This window comes from Streptomyces rapamycinicus NRRL 5491, assembly GCF_024298965.1.
Classification (GTDB): domain Bacteria; phylum Actinomycetota; class Actinomycetes; order Streptomycetales; family Streptomycetaceae; genus Streptomyces; species Streptomyces rapamycinicus.
In genome coordinates, this window is the sequence record NZ_CP085193.1 from 7806526 (window position 1) to 7824802 (window position 18277).

Annotated in this window: 15 protein-coding genes and 2 tRNA genes; 11 read left to right on the top strand and 6 right to left on the bottom strand. The window is 70.0% G+C overall.

What is annotated here, in order from left to right; genetic code table 11:
- Positions 1–29: 29 nt before the first annotated feature.
- On the bottom strand, positions 30–1502 hold the full coding sequence (locus tag LIV37_RS32445) for an amino acid permease (protein ID WP_020871319.1): 1473 nt from the start codon (positions 1500–1502) through the stop codon (positions 30–32).
- A gap of 181 nt (positions 1503–1683) precedes the next feature.
- On the opposite strand from LIV37_RS32445, the gene LIV37_RS32450 reads away from it, so the two are divergent.
- Both LIV37_RS32450 and LIV37_RS32455 read left to right on the top strand, forming a co-directional pair.
- Positions 1684–2172, top strand: coding sequence for a ribose-5-phosphate isomerase (locus LIV37_RS32450; protein ID WP_020871320.1), 489 nt, complete (start codon positions 1684–1686; stop codon positions 2170–2172).
- A complete protein-coding gene (locus LIV37_RS32455) occupies positions 2172–2981 on the top strand; it encodes an Fpg/Nei family DNA glycosylase (RefSeq protein WP_020871321.1) in 810 nt (269 codons plus the stop codon). Before LIV37_RS32450 ends, LIV37_RS32455 begins: the two co-directional genes overlap by 1 nt.
- Positions 2982–2985: 4 nt before the next feature.
- On the opposite strand, the gene LIV37_RS32460 is transcribed toward LIV37_RS32455, so the two are convergent.
- The gene (locus LIV37_RS32460) at positions 2986–4218 is read right to left on the bottom strand and encodes a GNAT family N-acetyltransferase (protein WP_121824244.1); all 1233 of its coding nucleotides are present in this window, start codon (positions 4216–4218) and stop codon (positions 2986–2988) included.
- Between the two features lie 130 nt (positions 4219–4348).
- Between LIV37_RS32460 and LIV37_RS32465 the strand changes: the two genes are divergently transcribed.
- The 3 genes from LIV37_RS32465 (at position 4349) to LIV37_RS32475 (ending at position 8985) form a co-directional block, all read left to right on the top strand.
- Positions 4349–5491 carry a PP2C family protein-serine/threonine phosphatase gene (locus LIV37_RS32465; protein ID WP_044575252.1) on the top strand — a complete coding sequence of 381 codons (1143 nt, stop codon included), beginning with the start codon at positions 4349–4351 and terminating at the stop codon, positions 5489–5491.
- Between the two features lie 147 nt (positions 5492–5638).
- A complete protein-coding gene (locus tag LIV37_RS32470; protein ID WP_020871324.1) occupies positions 5639–6457 on the top strand; it encodes an ABC transporter ATP-binding protein in 819 nt (272 codons plus the stop codon).
- Entirely contained in the window at positions 6454–8985 is a 2532-nt protein-coding gene (locus LIV37_RS32475; protein WP_020871325.1) for an ABC transporter permease, read from the top strand. Before LIV37_RS32470 ends, LIV37_RS32475 begins: the two co-directional genes overlap by 4 nt.
- Before the next feature lie 113 nt (positions 8986–9098).
- Here LIV37_RS32475 and LIV37_RS32480 read toward each other — a convergent pair whose 3' ends face one another.
- Positions 9099–10280, bottom strand: coding sequence for an acyltransferase family protein (locus LIV37_RS32480; protein WP_020871326.1), 1182 nt, complete (start codon positions 10278–10280; stop codon positions 9099–9101).
- 616 nt (positions 10281–10896) lie between these two features.
- Here LIV37_RS32480 and LIV37_RS32485 point away from each other — a divergent pair.
- Complete coding sequence (locus LIV37_RS32485; protein WP_020871327.1) at positions 10897–11091, top strand: hypothetical protein; 195 nt, start codon at positions 10897–10899, stop codon at positions 11089–11091.
- Positions 11092–11222: 131 nt separating this feature from the next.
- Here LIV37_RS32485 and LIV37_RS32490 read toward each other — a convergent pair.
- A tRNA-Gly gene (locus LIV37_RS32490) sits at positions 11223–11296 on the bottom strand.
- Positions 11297–11475: 179 nt separating this feature from the next.
- Here LIV37_RS32490 and LIV37_RS32495 point away from each other — a divergent pair.
- The 5 genes from LIV37_RS32495 (at position 11476) to clpX (ending at position 16228) form a co-directional block, all read left to right on the top strand.
- Positions 11476–11552 (top strand) — tRNA-Pro (locus LIV37_RS32495).
- A gap of 155 nt (positions 11553–11707) precedes the next feature.
- A complete protein-coding gene (gene tig, locus LIV37_RS32500; protein WP_020871328.1) occupies positions 11708–13150 on the top strand; it encodes a trigger factor in 1443 nt (480 codons plus the stop codon).
- A 277-nt stretch (positions 13151–13427) separates the two neighbouring features.
- The gene (locus LIV37_RS32505) at positions 13428–14042 is read left to right on the top strand and encodes an ATP-dependent Clp protease proteolytic subunit (RefSeq protein WP_044575266.1); all 615 of its coding nucleotides are present in this window, start codon (positions 13428–13430) and stop codon (positions 14040–14042) included.
- 61 nt (positions 14043–14103) lie between these two features.
- Positions 14104–14760 (top strand): ATP-dependent Clp protease proteolytic subunit, encoded by a 657-nt coding sequence (locus tag LIV37_RS32510; protein ID WP_020871330.1) that lies wholly within the window; start codon positions 14104–14106, stop codon positions 14758–14760.
- A 181-nt stretch (positions 14761–14941) separates the two neighbouring features.
- On the top strand, positions 14942–16228 hold the full coding sequence (clpX, locus tag LIV37_RS32515; protein ID WP_020871331.1) for an ATP-dependent Clp protease ATP-binding subunit ClpX: 1287 nt from the start codon (positions 14942–14944) through the stop codon (positions 16226–16228).
- Positions 16229–16334: 106 nt separating this feature from the next.
- On the opposite strand, the gene LIV37_RS32520 is transcribed toward clpX, so the two are convergent.
- Complete coding sequence (locus LIV37_RS32520) at positions 16335–17177, bottom strand: hypothetical protein (RefSeq protein WP_020871332.1); 843 nt, start codon at positions 17175–17177, stop codon at positions 16335–16337.
- Positions 17178–17235: 58 nt separating this feature from the next.
- Entirely contained in the window at positions 17236–18228 is a 993-nt protein-coding gene (locus LIV37_RS32525) for a hypothetical protein (RefSeq protein WP_020871333.1), read from the bottom strand.
- Positions 18229–18277 lie beyond the last annotated feature (49 nt).

Genomic DNA, 18277 nt, shown 5'->3' on the forward strand with positions numbered 1-18277 from the left:
GGGGAATCAGAATCAGCGGAGCGCGGTTCCTACGGGGCCGCCCGCTCCTTGGGGGCGGGGTCCGAGGAGGCGGCCGGGGCGGTGGAGCGGCCGGCGGTGAGGCGGTCCTTGACCAGGGCGAGGGCCACCACGAGCACGGCCACCAGCGCGGAGAGGATCACCTGCTCGCGCCCGTCCTTGTCGGTGAGCATGTAGACCAGGACGAACGAGATCATCGCGATCGTCGCCCAGGTCAGGTACGGGAAGAGCCACATCCGGACGATCAGCTTCTCGGGGTTCTCGCGCAGGATCATCCCGCGCATCCGCAGCTGGCTGAAGCAGATGACCAGCCATACGAAGAGCGCGACCGCACCCGAGGAGTTCAGCAGGAACGTGAAGACGGTGTCCGGCCACTGGTAGTTGAACCACACCGCGACGAAGCCGAAGACGACCGACCCGAGGATCGCGGCCTGCGGGACGCCGCGGGAGTTGGTGCGGGCGAAGGCGGCCGGGGCGTCGCCGCGCTGGCCGAGCGAGAAGGCCATGCGGGAGGCGGTGTAGAGGCCGGAGTTCAGACACGAGAGCACGGCGGTCAGCACGATCACGTTCATGATGTCGCCGGCGTGCGGTATGCCGATCGAGTCGAGCGCCGCGACGTAACTGCCCTTGTCGGCGATCGCCTTGGAGTCCCAGGGCAGCAGGGTGACCACGACGAAGATCGAGCCCAGGTAGAAGACCGCGATACGCCAGATCACGCTGTTGGTGGCCTTGGTGACCGCCCGCCGCGGGTTCTCGGACTCACCGGCCGCGAGGGTGACGATCTCGCTGCCCATGAAGGAGAAGACCACCAGAAGTATGCCGGTGAGGATGGCGCCCGGCCCGTTCGGCAGGAAGCCGCCGCTGTCGGTGAGGTGGCCCAGGCCCGCACCCTCGTTGTTCGAATGCGGCAGCAGCCCGAAGACCGCGAGCCCGCCGATCACGATGAACGCGCCGATCGCCACGACCTTGATCCCGGCGAACCAGAACTCGAATTCACCGTAGGAGCCGACCGAGACCAGGTTGGTCGCGGTGAGCACCAGCATCACGATCAGGGCCCAGCCCCACTGCGGGACGGCCGGCCACCAGCCCTCGAGGATCTTGGCGCCGGCGGTGGCCTCGACCGCCAGCACCACGACCCAGAAGAACCAGTACAGCCAGCCGATGGAAAAACCGGCCCAGCGGCCGAGCGCCCGGTCGGCGTAGGCGGAGAAGGAGCCGGAGGTGGGATTGGCGGCGGACATCTCGCCGAGCATCCGCATGACGAAGACGACCATGAGGCCGACCAGCGCATACGAGACGAGAATGCCGGGGCCGGCCTTGGCGATACCCGCACTGGAGCCGACGAACAGGCCGGCGCCGATCACGCCGCCGATCGCGATCATCGAAAGATGGCGGTTCTTGAGCCCCGGCTTGAGGCCGTCGGGCGAGCCCGGGTCGCCGGGGGGCCGCTGCTGCTCCGGCGTGGTCGCAGGTTGTGCGCTCATGTGCTCGATTCCTTTGCTCTCGCGTTACGAGCGACGCCAGTGAATCTCAGGAGGTCGGCCAGTTGAACCTTTGAATCCAGATTGTTACTTGAGGTTTTCATGAGGTTCTTTGGCATTACAGGGATTTATGCGATGCCTACCCTGAGCGGCGAGGGCCACACGGCCATGACACACTCGGTACATGCGCGTGTACCTCGGCTCCGACCATGCCGGTTTCGAATTCAAGAACCACCTCGTGGAGTGGCTCAAGGCGGCCGGCCATGAGCCCGTCGACTGCGGCCCGCACATCTACGACGCCCAGGACGACTACCCGCCGTTCTGCCTGCGCGCCGCGGAGCGGACCGCCGCCGACCCGCGGAGCCTCGGCATCGTCATCGGCGGATCCGGCAATGGTGAGCAGATCGCGGCGAACAAGGTCAAGGGGGTGCGCGCGGCACTGGCCTGGAGCGAGGAGACCGCGGCCCTCGGCCGTGAGCACAACGACGCCAATGTGGTCAGCGTCGGCGCCCGGATGCACACCCAGGACGAGGCCACCAAGTTTGTCGAGATTTTCCTGAACACCCCGTACTCGGGCGAGGAGCGGCACACCCGCCGTATCGAGATGCTCAACGGTTACGAGACCACCGGCGAGCTGCCGCCCATCCCGGCCCATCACCCGCAAGGCGACTGATGCCCGAAGGGCACACCATCCACCGGCTGGCCGCCGACCACCTCGAGACCTTCGGCGGCCGGCCCGTCCGGGCCACCAGCCCACAGGGGAAGTTCGCCGACGGTGCCGGGCTGATCGACGGCCAGCCGCTGAGCCACGCCGAGGCGCACGGCAAGCACCTCTTCCTGGACTTCGCGGCCACCGGCTGGGTCCACGTCCACCTGGGGCTCTTCGGTACGTACGCCTTCGGCCCGGCCCCCGCCCCGCCGCCCACCGACACCGTCCGACTGCGGCTGGCCAACCCCGAGGGGTACGCGGATCTGCGCGGCCCGGCCGCCTGCGCCCTGATCACCGATGGCGAGAAGCAGGTGATCCACGACCGGCTGGGCCCCGATCCGCTGCGCCCGGCGGACGACGGCGAGCGGGCCTGGGCCCGGATCTCCCGCAGCCGGGTCAGCGTGGCCGCGCTGCTCATGGACCAGAAGGTGATCTCCGGGGTCGGGAACGTCTACCGCGCCGAGGTGCTCTTCCGGCACCGGGTCGACCCCTACCGGCCCGGCCGTGCGCTGACCCGCGCCGAATGGGACGCGATATGGGCCGATCTGGTGGCGCTGATGCGCGAGGGCGTGCGGAACAACCGGATCGACACGGTCCGCCCCGAGCACACCCCCGAGGCGATGGGCCGCCCGCCGCGCGTGGACGACCACGGCGGCGAGGTCTATGTCTACCGGCGCGCCGGACAGCCCTGCCACATCTGTGGTGGCGAGATCCGCACCGCCGATCTCGCCGCCCGCAATCTCTTCTGGTGCCCTGACTGCCAGCGAGCCTGAGCTCTCAGAAGCCGTGGGGCAGCCACGGCGCGACCGGGGTCGCGAACGCGGTCGTGGCCTCCGTAAGGGCGCCCTGACGGGCCTCCTGGACGCGCCCCGCACCCGCCAGCGCGGTCAGCGGGACACCGCCGAGGTACGCCGCTCCCAGGTCCCGCACGCCCAGCCGGAGATCGGCGGCGTCGTCCGTGCGCTCGCAGGAGGCGCCCTTGGCGTCGCCGCTCAGCCGCCAGCGTCCCTCGTTCCAGGGACAGAAGGGGTCCGTGACCTCCAGGACGGTCTCCACGGGCGTCGTGTACGCCCGCGCCTCGAGCGCCGCCCCCACGTCCACCAGACGGACGAAGAGCGAGTCGCGCAGCCTCAGGGCGCACCGCCGGATGTCCGAGACGAGGAGCTGCCAGGGATCGTCGACCGGGCGGGAGCCGGTCCGGATCACCGAGGTCAGGTCGAGGTCGAAGAGGAAGCGCCACAGCGCCGCGTAGGACGCCGGATCCCGGGCCTCCAGGTCGCGCAGGACGACCGTGCCCTTCGGCCCGGCCAGATCCCAGTCGGGCTTGACCGCGAACCGTACATAGCCGCTGACCTCGCCGCCCGACTCGGCCAGCACACAGCGCAGCGGGGACGCCCCCTCGCGGTCGCCCGGCGGGTCCAGCAGCGGCACCCGCTCCCAGCCCGGGATCCGCTCCAGCATGCCCGGCCGCGTGCGCACCCGCCGTGCGTAGACGGCCTCGCACGCCTCGACGGCGGACTCCAGGGGCACGGCGCGCAGCCGTACGTCGCCGGCGCCTTCGGGGACGGTCAGCCGCACCTGAGTGGTGTCGATCTCGGCGTAGGCGTTCTGCGTGGCCGCGCCATAGCCGAACCGTCCGTAGATGTCCGGTTCCGACGCGGTCAGAACGGCCAGCGGCTCATCGCCCGCCGCGCGGATGTCGTCCAACTGCCGCCGCATCATGGCCCGGAGCACCCCGCGCCGCCGGTGCGTGGCCTGCACGCTCACCATCGTGACCCCGGCCGCGGGGACGATCCCGCCGCCCGGGACCGACAGCCGGAAGCTGAACAGCCCCGCCGTGCCGACGATGTCGGTGCCGTCCCAGGCGCCGATCGAGCGCTCGCATTCGGTCAACTCCCGCCAGAGCGCGGATTCCTCCGGCGCTTCGGGAACTCCTCCGAACGCGAGTACCAGTTTTCCGTACCAATCATCCCAAATCGATGGGTCGAGCACGCGCAGCTCAGTCCTCATATTCCCATCCCTAGCAGCCGTTTCCCGTACACGCGAACGAATTTCGCTTACGATTGACCCCCCCTGGCTGGGTGGTTCAACGCGCCACGAATCGACGCGCGTCCGAACGGGTGGGTAGGGTCCCGATGCAATGACTGGCGGCGTGGACACTCCGTGGGCCCGGATGCGCAGAGTTCTGCACCGGGCTCGCACAGGCGTGCGCAAAGCCGGAGTGGACTACTTCCGGGGTGAGGGCTCCGACCGGCTCGCCCTGACCGCGCTGCTCCTCGGCGTCCCCGCCATCGCCGGAGGCACCATCGCCCAGCCCGACTGGTGCTCCCCGTCCGCCCTCGTCCTGCCCATCGTCGCGGGCGGGCTGCTGCTGCGCCCCGCCAGTCTGCTCGCCCTGTACGCGGCGGCCGCCACGGCCCTGATCGTGGAGTCCGCCGTGCTCGGCCCGTACACCGAGGAGGACGCCTCCTCCCGGGTCACCCCCGGCACCATCCTGGTCGTCGCCGCCGTCGGCTTCTTCGGCCTCCTGATCGCCCAGTTCCGCAGCCGCGTCGGCGTGCCCTGGCGGCGCGGCGGCACCATGCTCTTCGACCTGCGCGAGCGCATCCGCGTCCAGAGCAAGCTGCCCAACCTGCCGCGCGGCTGGCACCGCGAGATGGCGCTGCGCCCGGCCGGCGGGCAGTCCTTCTCCGGTGACTTCGTCGTGGCCGCCCGCACCGGCGGCGGCCGCACCCTCGAGGTCGTCCTCACCGACGTCTCCGGCAAGGGCATGGACGCCGCCTCGCGCGCCCTGCTGCTCTCCGGCGCCTTCGGCGGCCTCCTCGGCTCGCTGCCCCCGCACGGCTTCCTCCCGGCCGCCAACGGCTATCTCCTGCGCCAGGACTGGGACGAGGGCTTCGCGACCTCCATCCATCTCGTCCTCGACCTCGACAGCGGCGACTTCGAGCTCTTCTCCGCCGGACATCTGCCCGCGCTCCAGCTGAGCGCGGGCACCGGCAAGTGGGAGGAGAAGTCCGCCGACGGCCCGCTGCTGGGCGTCTACGACGGCGCCCAATTCGACCCCACCAAGGGCACGCTGCGGCCCGGCGACGTCCTGATGCTCTTCACCGACGGCCTCGTGGAGACCGCCGACCGGGACATCAGCGAGGGCATCGACCGCCTCACCGGCGAGGCGGACCGCTACGTCGGCTCCGGCTTCCACGGCGCGGCCTGGCACCTGATCGAGACGGTCGCGAAGGACGTCAACGACGACCGCGCCCTGCTGCTGATCTGCCGCCAGTAAGGGCGACTCGGCGCCTTACGGCCCGATCGGCCCGGCCGGCGGGGGTTAGCCCCACCCCGGATACGCCGGTGACCGTCATGGCTGCCGAGGGGCGGTGATCCGTACGTTCGAGGGGAATCGGGCGAACTCCTCGGAAGGGTCACCACCATGGGGCTGCGCAAGCGGCGACAGACAGCGGCGGCACCGGCCCCGCACCGCGCCCATGCCATCGAACTCCACGGCGTCCAGCGCCGCTACGGCCGCGGCCGCACCGCCGTCCACGCCCTGCGCGGCATAGACCTGACCCTTCCGCACGGCAGCTTCACCGCCGTCATGGGCCCCTCCGGCTGCGGCAAATCGACGTTCCTTCAGTGCGCCGCCGGGCTCGACCGGCCGACCACGGGGACCGTCAAACTCGGCGGCACCGACATCACCGGAATGAGTGAGAACAAGCTCACCGCGTTGCGCCGCGCCCGCCTCGGATTCGTCTTCCAGTCCTTCAACCTCCTCCCCTCCCTGACCGTCGAGCAGAACGTGCTGCTCCCCATGCGGCTCGCGGGTGCCCGCCCCGACCGCCACCGGGCCCATGAGGTGCTCGCCCAGGTCGGTCTTCGGGACCAGGCCAGGCGGCGGCCAGGTGAGCTCTCCGGCGGCCAGCAGCAGCGCGTGGCCATCGCCCGCGCTCTCGTCACCCGCCCCGACGTGGTCTTCGCCGACGAGCCGACCGGCGCCCTGGACACCAACACCGCGGCCGAGGTGCTCACCCTGCTGCGGCAGGCCGTGGACGCGCTGGGCGCGACCGTCGTGATGGTCACCCACGACCCCGTCGCCGCGAGCTACGCAGACCGCGTGCTGTTCCTCGCCGACGGCGCGATCGCCGACCGGCTCCTCCGCTCCCCGGCGCACGAGATCGCCGAGCGGATGGGCCGCCTCACCGCCCGCTCCCCGGCCCTCGCGGGCGCCTGGGCCGCGGAGGGGACCCGATGAGGCCGCTCACCAACGGACTGGCCCGCGCCGCCGTCCGTTTCAAGCCATCCGCCTTCGCGGGCACCTTCGTCGCCCTGGCCATGGCCGCGGCGATCGTGTCCGCGTGCGGCATCCTGCTGGAGACCGGGCTGCGGGCCTCCGTACCGCCGCAGCGCTATGCGAGCGCCCCGGTCGTGATCGCCGCCGACCAGCGGGTGCACTACGTCATCGGCCACGGCGACGACCGCTCGGACGAGTCCGAGCAGGTCCCCGACCGGGCCCGGCTCGACGCCTCCCTGGTGGCCACCGCCGCCCGCACCCCCGGTGCCGCCGCCGCGGCACCGGACGTGACCTTCCCCCTGCGCACCGCCCACGGTCCGGTCACCGGCCACGGCTGGGGCGCGGCACCCTTCACGGGGGTGGCGCTCGCCTCGGGGGCCGCGCCCCGTGAGGGCGACGCCGTGCTCAGCCCCGGGGCCGCCCGTGCGGCGGGCACCGGCGTCGGTGGCCGGATCACGGTGACCGCGCCGGACGGCCGCCACACCTTCCGGGTCTCCGGTGTGACCCGTAAGGCGGGCGGCGCCGACGGTGACGGCCTTACGGCGTGGTTCACCGACCGCCGGGCCCGTGCGCTGAGCGGCCACCCCGCCACCGTGGACGCCGTCCTCGTCCGCCCCCGCGCCGGCACCGGCCCCGACCGGCTGGCCGCCCACCTGGAGCGGACCGTGAAGGGCGCGGCGCACGCCCCTCGTGTGCACACCGGCGGCGGGCGCGGCGCCATCGAGGAGCCCTCGCTCGCGAACGCCGAGGAGATGCTCATCGCACTGGGCGGCTCCTTCGGCGGCATCGCGACCGCCGTCGCCGTCTTCACCACCGCGGGCACCGTCGCCCTCTCCGTGGGCCAGCGTGGCCGCGAGATGGCCCTGCTACGGGCGATCGGCGCCACCCCGCGCCAGATCCGCCGCTCGGTCGCGGCCGAGGCGCTGCTGGTCGCCCCGCTCGCGGGCGCGGTCGGACTGCTGCCCGGATGCGCGCTCGCCCGCTGGTGGTTCGGGCAGCTCAAGGAGAAGGGCGCCATCCCGGGGCCCGTGGAGCTCTCGATCTCCTGGATTCCGCTCCTCGTCGCCGTCGGCGCGGGCCTCCTCACCTCGCTCCTGGCGGGCCTGATGGCCGCCCGCCGCCCGGCGCGGATCCCGCCGGGGCGGGCGCTCGGAGAGGCGGCCGTGGAGCGGCTGCGGCCCGGTGTGATCCGTACGGTCCTCGGCGCCGCGGCCCTGGTCGGCGGCTTCATCATGACCGGCGTCGCCGCCTCCGCCTCAGGCGACGACGCGGCCAACGCCGCCCTCGGGGTCGTGATGCTCTTCATGCTCGCCGTGGGCCTGCTCGGCCCGGTCATCGCCCGCCTGTGCGCCTGGCTGATCGGCCTGCCGCTGCGCGCCGGACCGGCGCCGGCCCATCTGGCGTCGGCCAACAGCCGGGCCAACGCCCGCCGCCTGGCCTCGGCGATCACCCCGATCGTGCTGGCCATGGCCTTCGCCTCGACCCTGGTCTTCATGCACACCAGTGAGGACCACGCGGGTGCCCGCCAGCGGCGGGCGGGCATCGTGGCCGACCAGGTGATCTCCGCCCCGGAGGGGCTGCCGTCCGGTGCGGCGGCCCGTGTCGGTTCCGTACGGGGCGTGGCCGCGTCCGTGGGGCTGCTGCGCACCGGGGTGCTGGTCCCCGTGGGCTCGGGCGACGGCCGCTGGCTGCGGACCGCGTCGGCGCAGGGCGTCTCCGGGAGCGGCCGGGACCTGGCCGCCGTACAGGACCTGGACGTCCGTAAGGGGCGTCTGGACGCCCTGGGGCCGGGCCGGGTGGCCGTGGACGGGCTGCTGGCGAAGGCGGCCCATGCCCGGGTCGGCCACCGCCTCGCCCTCCACCTCCCGGACGGTACGACGATCTCGCCCACGGTGGTCGCGATCTACGGGCGCGGGCTGGGGATCGCCGAGCTCACCCTGCCCCGTACGGCCCTGTCCGGCCATGTGACGTCGGCGTTCGACAGCGATGTGCTGGTGCGGGACGCCGAAGGCGCCGACCGTAAGGCCGTCGCCGCGGCGCTCGGCAGGCGGCTCGGCGAGGACGTCACCGACCGGGACGGCTATGCGGCGGCCCAGGACGAGGAGCGGAAACTGAACGCCTGGGCCAACACCGTCATGGCGGGCGTCCTCGGCGGCTTCGCGGCCGTCGCCGCCGTCAACACCCTGGTGATGACCGTGCTGGACCGCCGCCGTGAGCTCGGCATGCTGCGGCTGATCGGCACCACCCGGCGGCAGGTGCTCGGGATGGTGCGCTGGGAGGCGCTGCTGGTGGCCACGGCGGGCATCGGCCTGGGCAGCGCGATCGCCCTGGCCACGCTCGTGCCGATGATGCGCGGCCTGACCGGCGAGGACCCGTACGTCCCCCCGCTCACCTACGCGGGCTTCGCGGGCACCGCCGTGGGGCTGGGCCTCGCGGCGACGGCGCTCCCGGCTCGCGCGGCGCTGCGCCGCACGACGCCGAAGCCGTGAGACGTGAGCCTTGAGCTGTCGAAGAGCTGTCGAAGCGCCGTAGAAGAGCCGAGAAAGGGCTGGCCCGTGGGATCCGCGGTCCAGCCCTTCGCGTCGTGGCGGCCGTTGGCGCGCTAGGAAGCCGGCGTCGTACGGCTGCGCGCCTGTTCGGCGGGGTCCTTACGGAAGGCCCAGGCCATCTTCGGCTCCATGGCGAAGCGGAAGGCGCGCTGGATGGGAGGCGTGCACAGCACGGTGACCACGGTGGCGGCGATGATCGTGACCGTGATCTCCCCCAGCGGCTTGTGCAGCCACTGGTACTCGTCGAACCAGCCCCAGAACCGGGAGCCCTTGGCCAGGAAGCCGTGCAGCAGGTAGCCGTACAGCGTCCCGGCGCCCAGCACCGTGAACCACATGTGGCGCCGCGGCACCCAGGCGAAGAAGCAGCTGACGAGCACGACCGAGCAGCCGAAGAGGGCGAGCGTCATCACCGGGCCGGTCCACGGCGGCGCGCCCAGCTCCTGGACGCTGTCGCGGTGGTAGAACCAGGCCGAGCTCATCCGCGGTGCCGCCCAGTAGGCGAACACGAAGGCACACGCGAAGATCGGCACCGATGCGATCCGTACCGAGCGGCGGCGGATCATCTGGAAGTGCTCGGGCTTCATGCACAGGCCGAGGATGAAGAACGGCAGGAACTGCAGCAGCCGCTGCATGTCCAGGTCGTCACCGATGTCGGGCGAGACCGCCGCGAGCGTGGCGACGGCGAGCGCGAGCGGGATCGGCCAGCGCACCAGCTTCCAGATCGGAGTGGTCAGCCGCCATACGAACAGCGAGACCAGGAACCAGGTGAGGTACCAGGGGTCCAGCAGGCTGAAGTCGTACGTCGGGTCGTCGTCCGCCCAGCGCTTGAACAGCGTGTACGCGACCTCGAAGAGCACATAGGGCACCGCGATGCCGGTGATCAGGCGCTTGAGCCGGTCCGGCCGCATGTCGAAGCTGCGCGAGAAGTAGCCGGAGATCACGATGAAGGCCGGCATGTGGAAGGTGTACACGACCATGTACAGCGCTTCCGCGGTGCGGCTGCTGTCGGTGAGCGGCTCCCAGGAGTGGGCCATCGCGACCAGCACGATCGCGAGGTACTTCGCGTTGTCGAAGAACGCGTCCCGCTGTTTGGGCTTCTGCCCGGCGGGGGAGGCGGCTGGCGGGGTGGTCGCCTGCTGCCCTGGTTCTTCGGTCCGCGGCGAGGGGGGAGTGGGCGCCGCCTCCTGGGGGAGCGGGGTCCGCTGATAACCGTGCGGGCGCAGGGAGTTGGTCACAGGCCCTCCCACCAGGAACTGGGGGAGACTACCCGGCACCTCACTGCGCGTGGGGGAGTCATGGCAGCGTGAAACATCTGAGGCACGATAGCGCTGAAACCTGTATTGCGTAAAACCTCGTTCAGTTTGCTTTCCGTTCATAGCCTTCGTATCGCGGCCGATAGTCGACCCCGGTAAGTCGGCCGAGGGGTCGACAAAGCGATGCGATCATTCGATATCCGGGCACAGACTGTCCGTTCTGATGGCTTTCATCCCACTTAATTAGGGCATATGCCCCGCAGGAGGCTCTGGCGGAATGTCTGATTCATTGATGTTTTGTCACCCTGTCGAGTGACCGCCGAGTGAATTCCGAATTCCTGCCCGAGATCATCCGGGGTGATCGGAATTCACCGGCCGGGCGGCCCGCCGAGTTGTGGGGAGTGTCACCCGTAACCCTTTGAATGAACGGTTACCGGACGGGTACCGGCGGGGTGGGTGTCGTGTGCACATGTGACCGTTTATCGCTCCACCCCACTGCTGAGCGGCGGGAGTTGATGGCACGATGGTGGCTGCGGGGGTGTGCGGGGTCGCGTGCTTCCGGGGCCTGTGAGACGTGTGCGACCGAGGGTGGGATGTTGTGGCCATTTCCCTGTCATTGGTACTGCTGGTGGGCGTCATCCTGGTGTTCATGATCCGCAATGGCCGGGTCAAGTGGGGACCGGCCCTGGTCGCGATCCTCTTCGGGTTCCTGCTCGCCTCGTCCAATGTCGCGCCTGACATCCAGAAGTTCCTCGACTCGGCCGCCGAGGCCATCGCCGACATCAACCCCTGATCGCCGACCCCTGGCATCGACTCCCGAGGCATCCGCCCCCGCGTCCCGAGGGGTGGACGCCCGGACGCGCGAGTGTGCGCGAAAGCGAACGGCCCGGCTCCGGGGAACTTCCCGGGCCGGGCCGAAAGCCATGGAGCGGGCGACGGGAATCGAACCCGCGTAGCCAGTTTGGAAGACTGGGGCTCTACCATTGAGCTACGCCCGCACACGCCGCGTACACGGATGTACCGGTCTCCCGGACACCTCCGCCCAGGCATGATCACCCGGAACGCGGCACGGCATGCATCGTAGCGGTTCCGGACCGTTCCCCGCACACCCTTGCCCACCAGTCGAATAACCGGCAGCCAGGGCGTCCGCGGGCATGTACCCTACGTGTCGCACCGACGGGGTGTGGCGCAGCTTGGTAGCGCGTCCGCTTTGGGAGCGGAAGGTCGTCGGTTCGAATCCGGCCACCCCGACCATCCACAGACGTAAAGATCGCGTTGTGGGGCCCGTCATGCTTGCGGTTACTATGCAAGCTGCGTGTCTGTGTCTTTTTAACCGGACGCGAATCCGCTGCGACGCGACAGCGCACCGCAGCTGAACACCACACGTCAGCCCCCAAGGAGACCGAACCGTGAAGAGCGCCGTGGAGAACCTGAACCCGACCCGGGTTCGGCTCACTGTCGAGGTGCCCTTCGAGGAGCTCAAGCCCAGCCTCGACGCGGCGTACAAGAAGATCAACCAGCAGGTCACGGTGCCTGGGTTCCGCAAGGGCAAGATCCCGGCCCGCATCATCGACCAGCGGTTCGGTCGTGGCGCCGTGCTGGAAGAGGCCGTCAACGAGGCGCTCCCGAAGTTCTACACCGACGCGGTCAACGAGGGCGAGCTGAACCCGCTCGGCCAGCCCGAGGTCGACATCACCGAGCTCAAGGACAACGAGCTGCTGACCTTCACCGCCGAGGTGGACATCCGCCCGGCGATCGAGATCCCGGACTACTCCGGTATCGAGGTCACCGTCGACTCCGTCGAGGTCTCGGACGAGGACATCGACAAGTCCGTCGAGCAGCTGCGGGAGCGCTTCGCCACCACCAGCCCGGTGGAGCGCGCCGCCGCCGACGGCGACATCGTCGTGGTCGACCTCGAGGCCAAGGTGGACGGCGAGGTCCTGGAGGACGGCGTCGCCACCGGCGTCACCTACACCATCGGCTCGGGCGAGCTGCTGGACGGCATCGACGAGGCCGTGACCGGCCTGGAGGCGGGTGGCGAGGCCACCTTCACCTCCGAGCTCAAGGGCGGCTCCGCCCAGGGCAAGGAGGCCGCGGTCTCGGTCAAGGTCTCCGAGGTCAAGGCCCGTGAGCTGCCCGAGCTCGACGACGACTTCGCCCAGCTGGCCAGTGAGTTCGACACCCTCGAGGAGCTGCGCGGCGACAGCCGTAAGCGCCTGGAGCGGTCGAAGAAGTTCGAGCAGGCCACCCAGGCCCAGGAGAAGGTGCTGGACGCCCTGCTGGAGCTGGTCGAGGTGCCGATCCCGGAGAAGCTCCTCCAGGACGAGATCAACACCCGTAAGCACAACCTCGAGCACCACCAGCTCGGCCAGATGGGCCTGAACCTCGACTCCTACCTGGAGATGCAGGGCAAGACCGCCGAGGAGTTCGACGCCGAGCTCAAGGAGCAGGCCGAGAAGGGCATCCGGACCCAGTTCGTCCTCGACGAGCTGGTCAACAAGGAGCAGCTGTCCGTCGGCCAGGAGGAGCTCACCGAGCACCTCATGCGCCGTGCGCAGTCCTCCGGCATGAGCCCGGACCAGTTCGCGCAGGCCGTCGTCGAGGGCGGCCAGGTGCCGATGCTCGTCGGCGAGGTCGCCCGCGGCAAGGCGCTGGCCGTCGTGGTCGAGGCCGCCAAGGTCGTCGACGACAAGGGCGAGACCGTGGACCTGGACGACGAGGAGGACGAGACCGGCGAGACGGTCGAGGCCACCTCCGAGACCGAGACCGCCGAGGAGCCCGCCGCGGCCGAGGCGGAGGCCGCCGAGGCGCCCGCGGAGTCCGAGGAGAAGCAGGACAAGGCCGAGAGCTGATCCCGCTCCGCTCCACAGCCCGTACGAACGGGCCCGAACGTCTGCACGCGTCCGGGCCCGTTCGTGTTCCGCGACGCCGGTCCGGCGCCGGGACATGCGCTCAGAGCGAACAGTTCCTGATGCGGGATGGCGCCCGCCGACCAGCGCGTTAGGGTCCGTAGATACGAGGGCAGGGGAGTCTCGCGAGCCCGCCGGCCACATTGGCGGCCAGGCCCCCACACCCCAGAAGAAGACGCTGAGACGGCCAGTCAGCCGTCAGAGACGAGCAGGTGGATACGTGACGAATACGATGCCTTCCGCCGCCGGCGAGCCGACCGTCGGTGGCCTCGGCGACCAGGTCTACAACCGGCTGCTCGGCGAGCGGATCATCTTCCTCGGCCAGCCGGTCGACGACGACATCGCCAACAAGATCACGGCTCAGCTGCTCCTGCTCGCCGCCGATCCGGAAAAGGACATTTACCTTTACATCAACTCCCCGGGCGGCTCGATCTCGGCGGGCATGGCGATCTACGACACCATGCAGTACATCCAGAACGACGTGGTCACCATCGCTATGGGCCTCGCCGCCTCGATGGGCCAGTTCCTGCTGAGCGCGGGCACCCCGGGCAAGCGCTTCGCGCTCCCCAACGCCGAGATCCTGATCCACCAGCCCTCCGCGGGTCTGGCGGGTTCCGCCTCGGACATCAAGATCCATGCCGAGCGACTGCTGCACACCAAGAAGCGCATGGCCGAGCTGACCTCCTTCCACACCGGTCAGACGGTTGAGCAGATCGTCCGTGACTCCGACCGCGACCGCTGGTTCTCCGCCGACGAGGCCAAGGAGTACGGCCTGGTCGACGACGTCATGACGTCCGCCTCCAGCGTTCCGGGCGGGGGCGGCACCGGGGCCTGAGGCCCGCCGTCCCGTAGCCGACCTCCAGCCCTCAGATCGCCACAGGATGGTGAAGACCCAGATGAGCAACTTCCCCGGCAGCGGCCTGTACAACGGCCCGATGGCCGAATCCCGCTATGTCGTTCCGCGTTTCGTCGAGCGCACCTCCCAGGGCATCCGCGAGTACGACCCGTACGCCAAGCTCTTCGAAGAGCGCGTGATCTTCCTGGGCGTCCAGATCGACGACGCCTCGGCCAACGACGTCATGGCGCAGCTGCTGTGCCTGGAGTCGATGGACCCGGACCGTGACATTTCGGTCTACATCAACTCTCCCGGCGGCTCGTTCACCGCGCTGACCGCCATCTACGACACGATGCAGTTCGTCAAGCCCGACATCCAGACGGTGTGCATGGGCCAGGCGGCGTCCGCCGCGGCCGTGCTGCTCGCCGCCGGAACGCCGGGCAAGCGGATGGCTCTGCCCAATGCCCGGATCCTGATCCACCAGCCGTACAGTGAGACCGGGCGCGGTCAGGTCTCCGACCTGGAGATCGCGGCCAACGAGATCCTGCGGATGCGCTCGCAGCTCGAGGAGATGCTGGCCAAGCACTCCACGACGCCCATCGAGAAGATCCGCGACGACATCGAGCGGGACAAGATCCTCACGGCCGAGGAATCCCTGGCGTACGGTCTTGTCGACCAGATCGTCTCCACCCGTAAGACGTCGGTCGGCCTCGGCTGAATCTTCGGTGGAAACACCCCCCTTGGACCGAGTAGGTCCAAGGGGGGCCCGAACCGGGGGCCCGGCAAGGTACCGTCGTAGAGGGCTGAGGGCCCCGGCCCACGGGAAAGAAGCAGAAAGCGCAGCGCAAGCACCCGGTTCCGCGCAGCAAAGCGGATCCAAGGCGAAGGGGAAGCACCTCGTGGCACGCATCGGTGACGGCGGCGACCTGCTCAAGTGCTCGTTCTGCGGGAAGAGCCAGAAGCAGGTGAAGAAGCTCATCGCGGGCCCGGGTGTGTACATCTGCGATGAATGCATCGATCTCTGCAACGAGATCATCGAGGAGGAGCTCGCCGAGACCTCCGAAGTGCGCTGGGAGGAACTCCCCAAGCCGCGCGAGATCTATGAATTCCTCGAGGGCTATGTGGTCGGCCAGGAGGCCGCCAAGAAGGCCCTCTCGGTCGCCGTCTACAACCACTACAAGCGGGTTCAGGCGGGCGAGAACGGCGGCCACAACCGCGACGACGGCATCGAGTTGGCCAAGTCCAACATCCTGCTGCTCGGCCCCACCGGCTCCGGCAAGACCCTGCTCGCGCAGACCCTCGCCCGGATGCTCAACGTGCCCTTCGCCATCGCCGACGCCACCGCGCTCACCGAGGCGGGCTATGTCGGCGAGGACGTGGAGAACATCCTCCTCAAGCTGATCCAGGCCGCCGACTACGACGTCAAGAAGGCCGAGACGGGCATCATCTACATCGACGAGATCGACAAGGTCGCCCGCAAGAGCGAGAACCCCTCGATCACCCGCGATGTGTCCGGCGAGGGCGTTCAGCAGGCGCTGCTGAAGATCCTGGAAGGGACCACGGCTTCGGTGCCGCCGCAGGGCGGCCGGAAACACCCGCACCAGGAGTTCATCCAGATCGACACCACGAACGTGCTGTTCATCGTGGGCGGTGCCTTCGCCGGTCTGGAGAAGATCATCGAGTCGCGGGCGGGTGCCAAGGGCATCGGGTTCGGCGCCACGATCCGCTCCAAGCGCGAGATCGAGGCGAGCGACCAGTTCCAGGAGGTCATGCCCGAGGACCTGGTGAAGTTCGGAATGATCCCGGAATTCATCGGCCGTCTCCCGGTCATCACCTCCGTCCACAACCTCGACCGCGAGGCGCTGCTGCAGATCCTCGTCGAGCCGCGGAACGCCCTGGTGAAGCAGTACCAGCGGCTGTTCGAGCTCGACGGGGTGGAGCTGGACTTCGACCGCCCGGCCCTGGAGGCCATCGCCGACCAGGCGATCCTGCGCGGCACCGGGGCCCGGGGCCTGCGCGCGATCATCGAGGAGGTGCTGATGTCGGCGATGTACGAGGTGCCGTCCCGCAAGGACGTGGCCCGCGTCGTCATCACCGAGGACGTCGTGCACTCCAATGTGAACCCCACGCTGGTGCCCCGCACTCGCGGCACCGAGCCGGGCGAGCGCCACGAGAAGAGCGCATAGCCGCTCCCGCAGGCGCAGCCGCCCCGCTGAGGGCTTACGAAAAGGGCCCCGGTCTCCCGGGGCCCTCTTCGTGTCGTACGCGCTCTGTGGTCGCTTTACGGGCGGTTCAGGCGGGCTTGCGGGTGTCCTGGTAGATGCCCGCGGTCACCTTGGCGAAGGACTCCATGTCGGCGTCCGACGCCGAGGTGTTCTCCGCGTTGACGTCGAGCACCATCGCCGCGTCCGTCTCCTCGGCCCAGACGCAGGCCGGGGCGTAGATCCGGTCGTAGAGCTTGACCACCTCGCACTCCACCGACGGGCCGTCAGCGCCCTTCGGCTGGAATCGCTTGCGCTTCCGCTCCACCGTGGGGGAGCCGTCGCCGCCCGCGAAGCCCTTGAACATCTCGTCGCGGACCGTGTCCGGGTCGCTGATGTCGCCGTACATCCCGGAGAAGGCGAGCCCCGAATTGTCGTCGTCCGACCGCTTGTACTGGGCCAGGACCGAGGTCGCGCCCTCGGGCATGCTGCCCTGCACGCTGGTGCCCTCGTTGTCGAGGTCGTCCGTGCCCTTGTCCAGCGTGTAGCTGCCGTCGGCGAGCGTCTTGGGGGTGACCAGCTTCATCGCCTTCGGGCCGTCGTCGCCGCCGGACAGCACCACGGCGCCGGTGACGATCGCGCCCACCACCACGAGCCCGGCCACCGTCACCGCGATGATCTTGGTGCGGTTGCCGCCCCCGCCGGCCGGGGGCGGCGCGGGGTAGGGCGGCTGGCCGTAGGGACCCGGCTGCTGCGGGTAGCCGTAGCCCTGCGGGGGCTGCGCCTGCGGATAGCCGTACCCCGGCGTCTGCGCGTACGGGTTGGGCTCCGCGGGCTGCTGCTGCCCCCCGCCGTACGGATTGGGCCGGCCGCCCCCGTACGGGCCGGGCCCGCCGTCGTAGGGCCCCGGCGGCGGTGGCTGGTTGTGGCTCATGGCTGTGGGGGTCCCCCTCCGGATCGGCTGTGGCCTGTGAACTGCGCGGCCCGCTCGGCTACTTGATCTCCACGCGCGCGTCGTTGCGGACCTTCGCGGTGATCTCACCGGCCTCGTCGAGCGACATGCTCTTGCCGGACAGCGCCGCGGCCGCGTCGGAGACGACCACATAGGCCACCGTGCTGTGGTCGCCCCACATGCAGATCGGGATCGAGAAGCCCTTGGTGGGTATGCCGCTGGAGCCGGAGTCCCCGCTCGGGGTGAACTTGGTGTTCTGGCACTTCATCACGGCGTTCTCGAAGCCGCTCGGCGTCACCGTCTCCGGGCTGCCCACCAGCTCGGCCTTCATCCCGCCACTGGTGGAGGGGTCCTTCTCGGCCTCTTGCGCGATCTTCGAGAAGGCGCCGTCGACGACCGTCTCGGGGTCCTTCACCTCGCCCCAGACGCCGTTGAGCTGCAGCTGCTTGGCGCTCATGCCCTCGCCGGACTTGTACTCAGCGCTCTCGGTCTTGGGGTTGGTGACGCCGAACTTCTCGAAGTCGTCCGCGTCCGAGGAGGTGAGCCCGCCCCCGCCGGAGGAGCTCTTGGTGTAGTCGCCGGCCACCGTCGCGGGGGTGGTGAGCTTGTACCGCTTGCCGTCGTCGGCGACCTTGCCGCCGCCGCCACCGCTGTCGTCCCCGCCCTTGAACACCAGGACGCCGCCGACGACCGCGGCCACCACGACCACCGCGCCGATCGCGATCGCCAGGCCCTTCTTCTTGCCGCCGCCCTGGCCCGGGCCCGGCTGGTACGGCCCCGGCATGCCCGGCTGGCCGTACGGCTGCTGCTGGGCGTACGGGTTCGGCTGCTGGCCGTAGGGGCCCGGCTGGCCCTGCGGCTGCCCGGGGTAGCCGTAGCCCTGCTGGGGCGGCTGCTGCGGCTGGCCGTAGGGACCCGGCTGACCCGGCTGCTGCGGGTAGCCGTAGCCGGGCTGGCCGGCCGCTCCACCCTGCCCGTAGGGACCCGGCTGTTGGGGCTGCTGGCCGTAGGGGCCCGGCTGGTTGTAGCTCATCTGTATCCCTCGTTAGAAATCGTGCTGTTGTGTCGCCATGCGCCGGCCG

Coding starts and splice junctions, on each gene's coding strand:
- LIV37_RS32520 (WP_020871332.1), bottom strand. CDS start 17,177: ATGAGCCACAACCAGCCACCGCCGCCGGGGCCCTACGACGGCGGGCCC.
- LIV37_RS32460 (WP_121824244.1), bottom strand. CDS start 4,218: ATGAGGACTGAGCTGCGCGTGCTCGACCCATCGATTTGGGATGATTGG.
- LIV37_RS32455 (WP_020871321.1), top strand. CDS start 2,172: ATGCCCGAAGGGCACACCATCCACCGGCTGGCCGCCGACCACCTCGAG.
- LIV37_RS32470 (WP_020871324.1), top strand. CDS start 5,639: ATGGGGCTGCGCAAGCGGCGACAGACAGCGGCGGCACCGGCCCCGCAC.
- LIV37_RS32445 (WP_020871319.1), bottom strand. CDS start 1,502: ATGAGCGCACAACCTGCGACCACGCCGGAGCAGCAGCGGCCCCCCGGC.
- LIV37_RS32465 (WP_044575252.1), top strand. CDS start 4,349: ATGACTGGCGGCGTGGACACTCCGTGGGCCCGGATGCGCAGAGTTCTG.
- LIV37_RS32450 (WP_020871320.1), top strand. CDS start 1,684: ATGCGCGTGTACCTCGGCTCCGACCATGCCGGTTTCGAATTCAAGAAC.
- LIV37_RS32525 (WP_020871333.1), bottom strand. CDS start 18,228: ATGAGCTACAACCAGCCGGGCCCCTACGGCCAGCAGCCCCAACAGCCG.
- LIV37_RS32510 (WP_020871330.1), top strand. CDS start 14,104: ATGAGCAACTTCCCCGGCAGCGGCCTGTACAACGGCCCGATGGCCGAA.
- LIV37_RS32475 (WP_020871325.1), top strand. CDS start 6,454: ATGAGGCCGCTCACCAACGGACTGGCCCGCGCCGCCGTCCGTTTCAAG.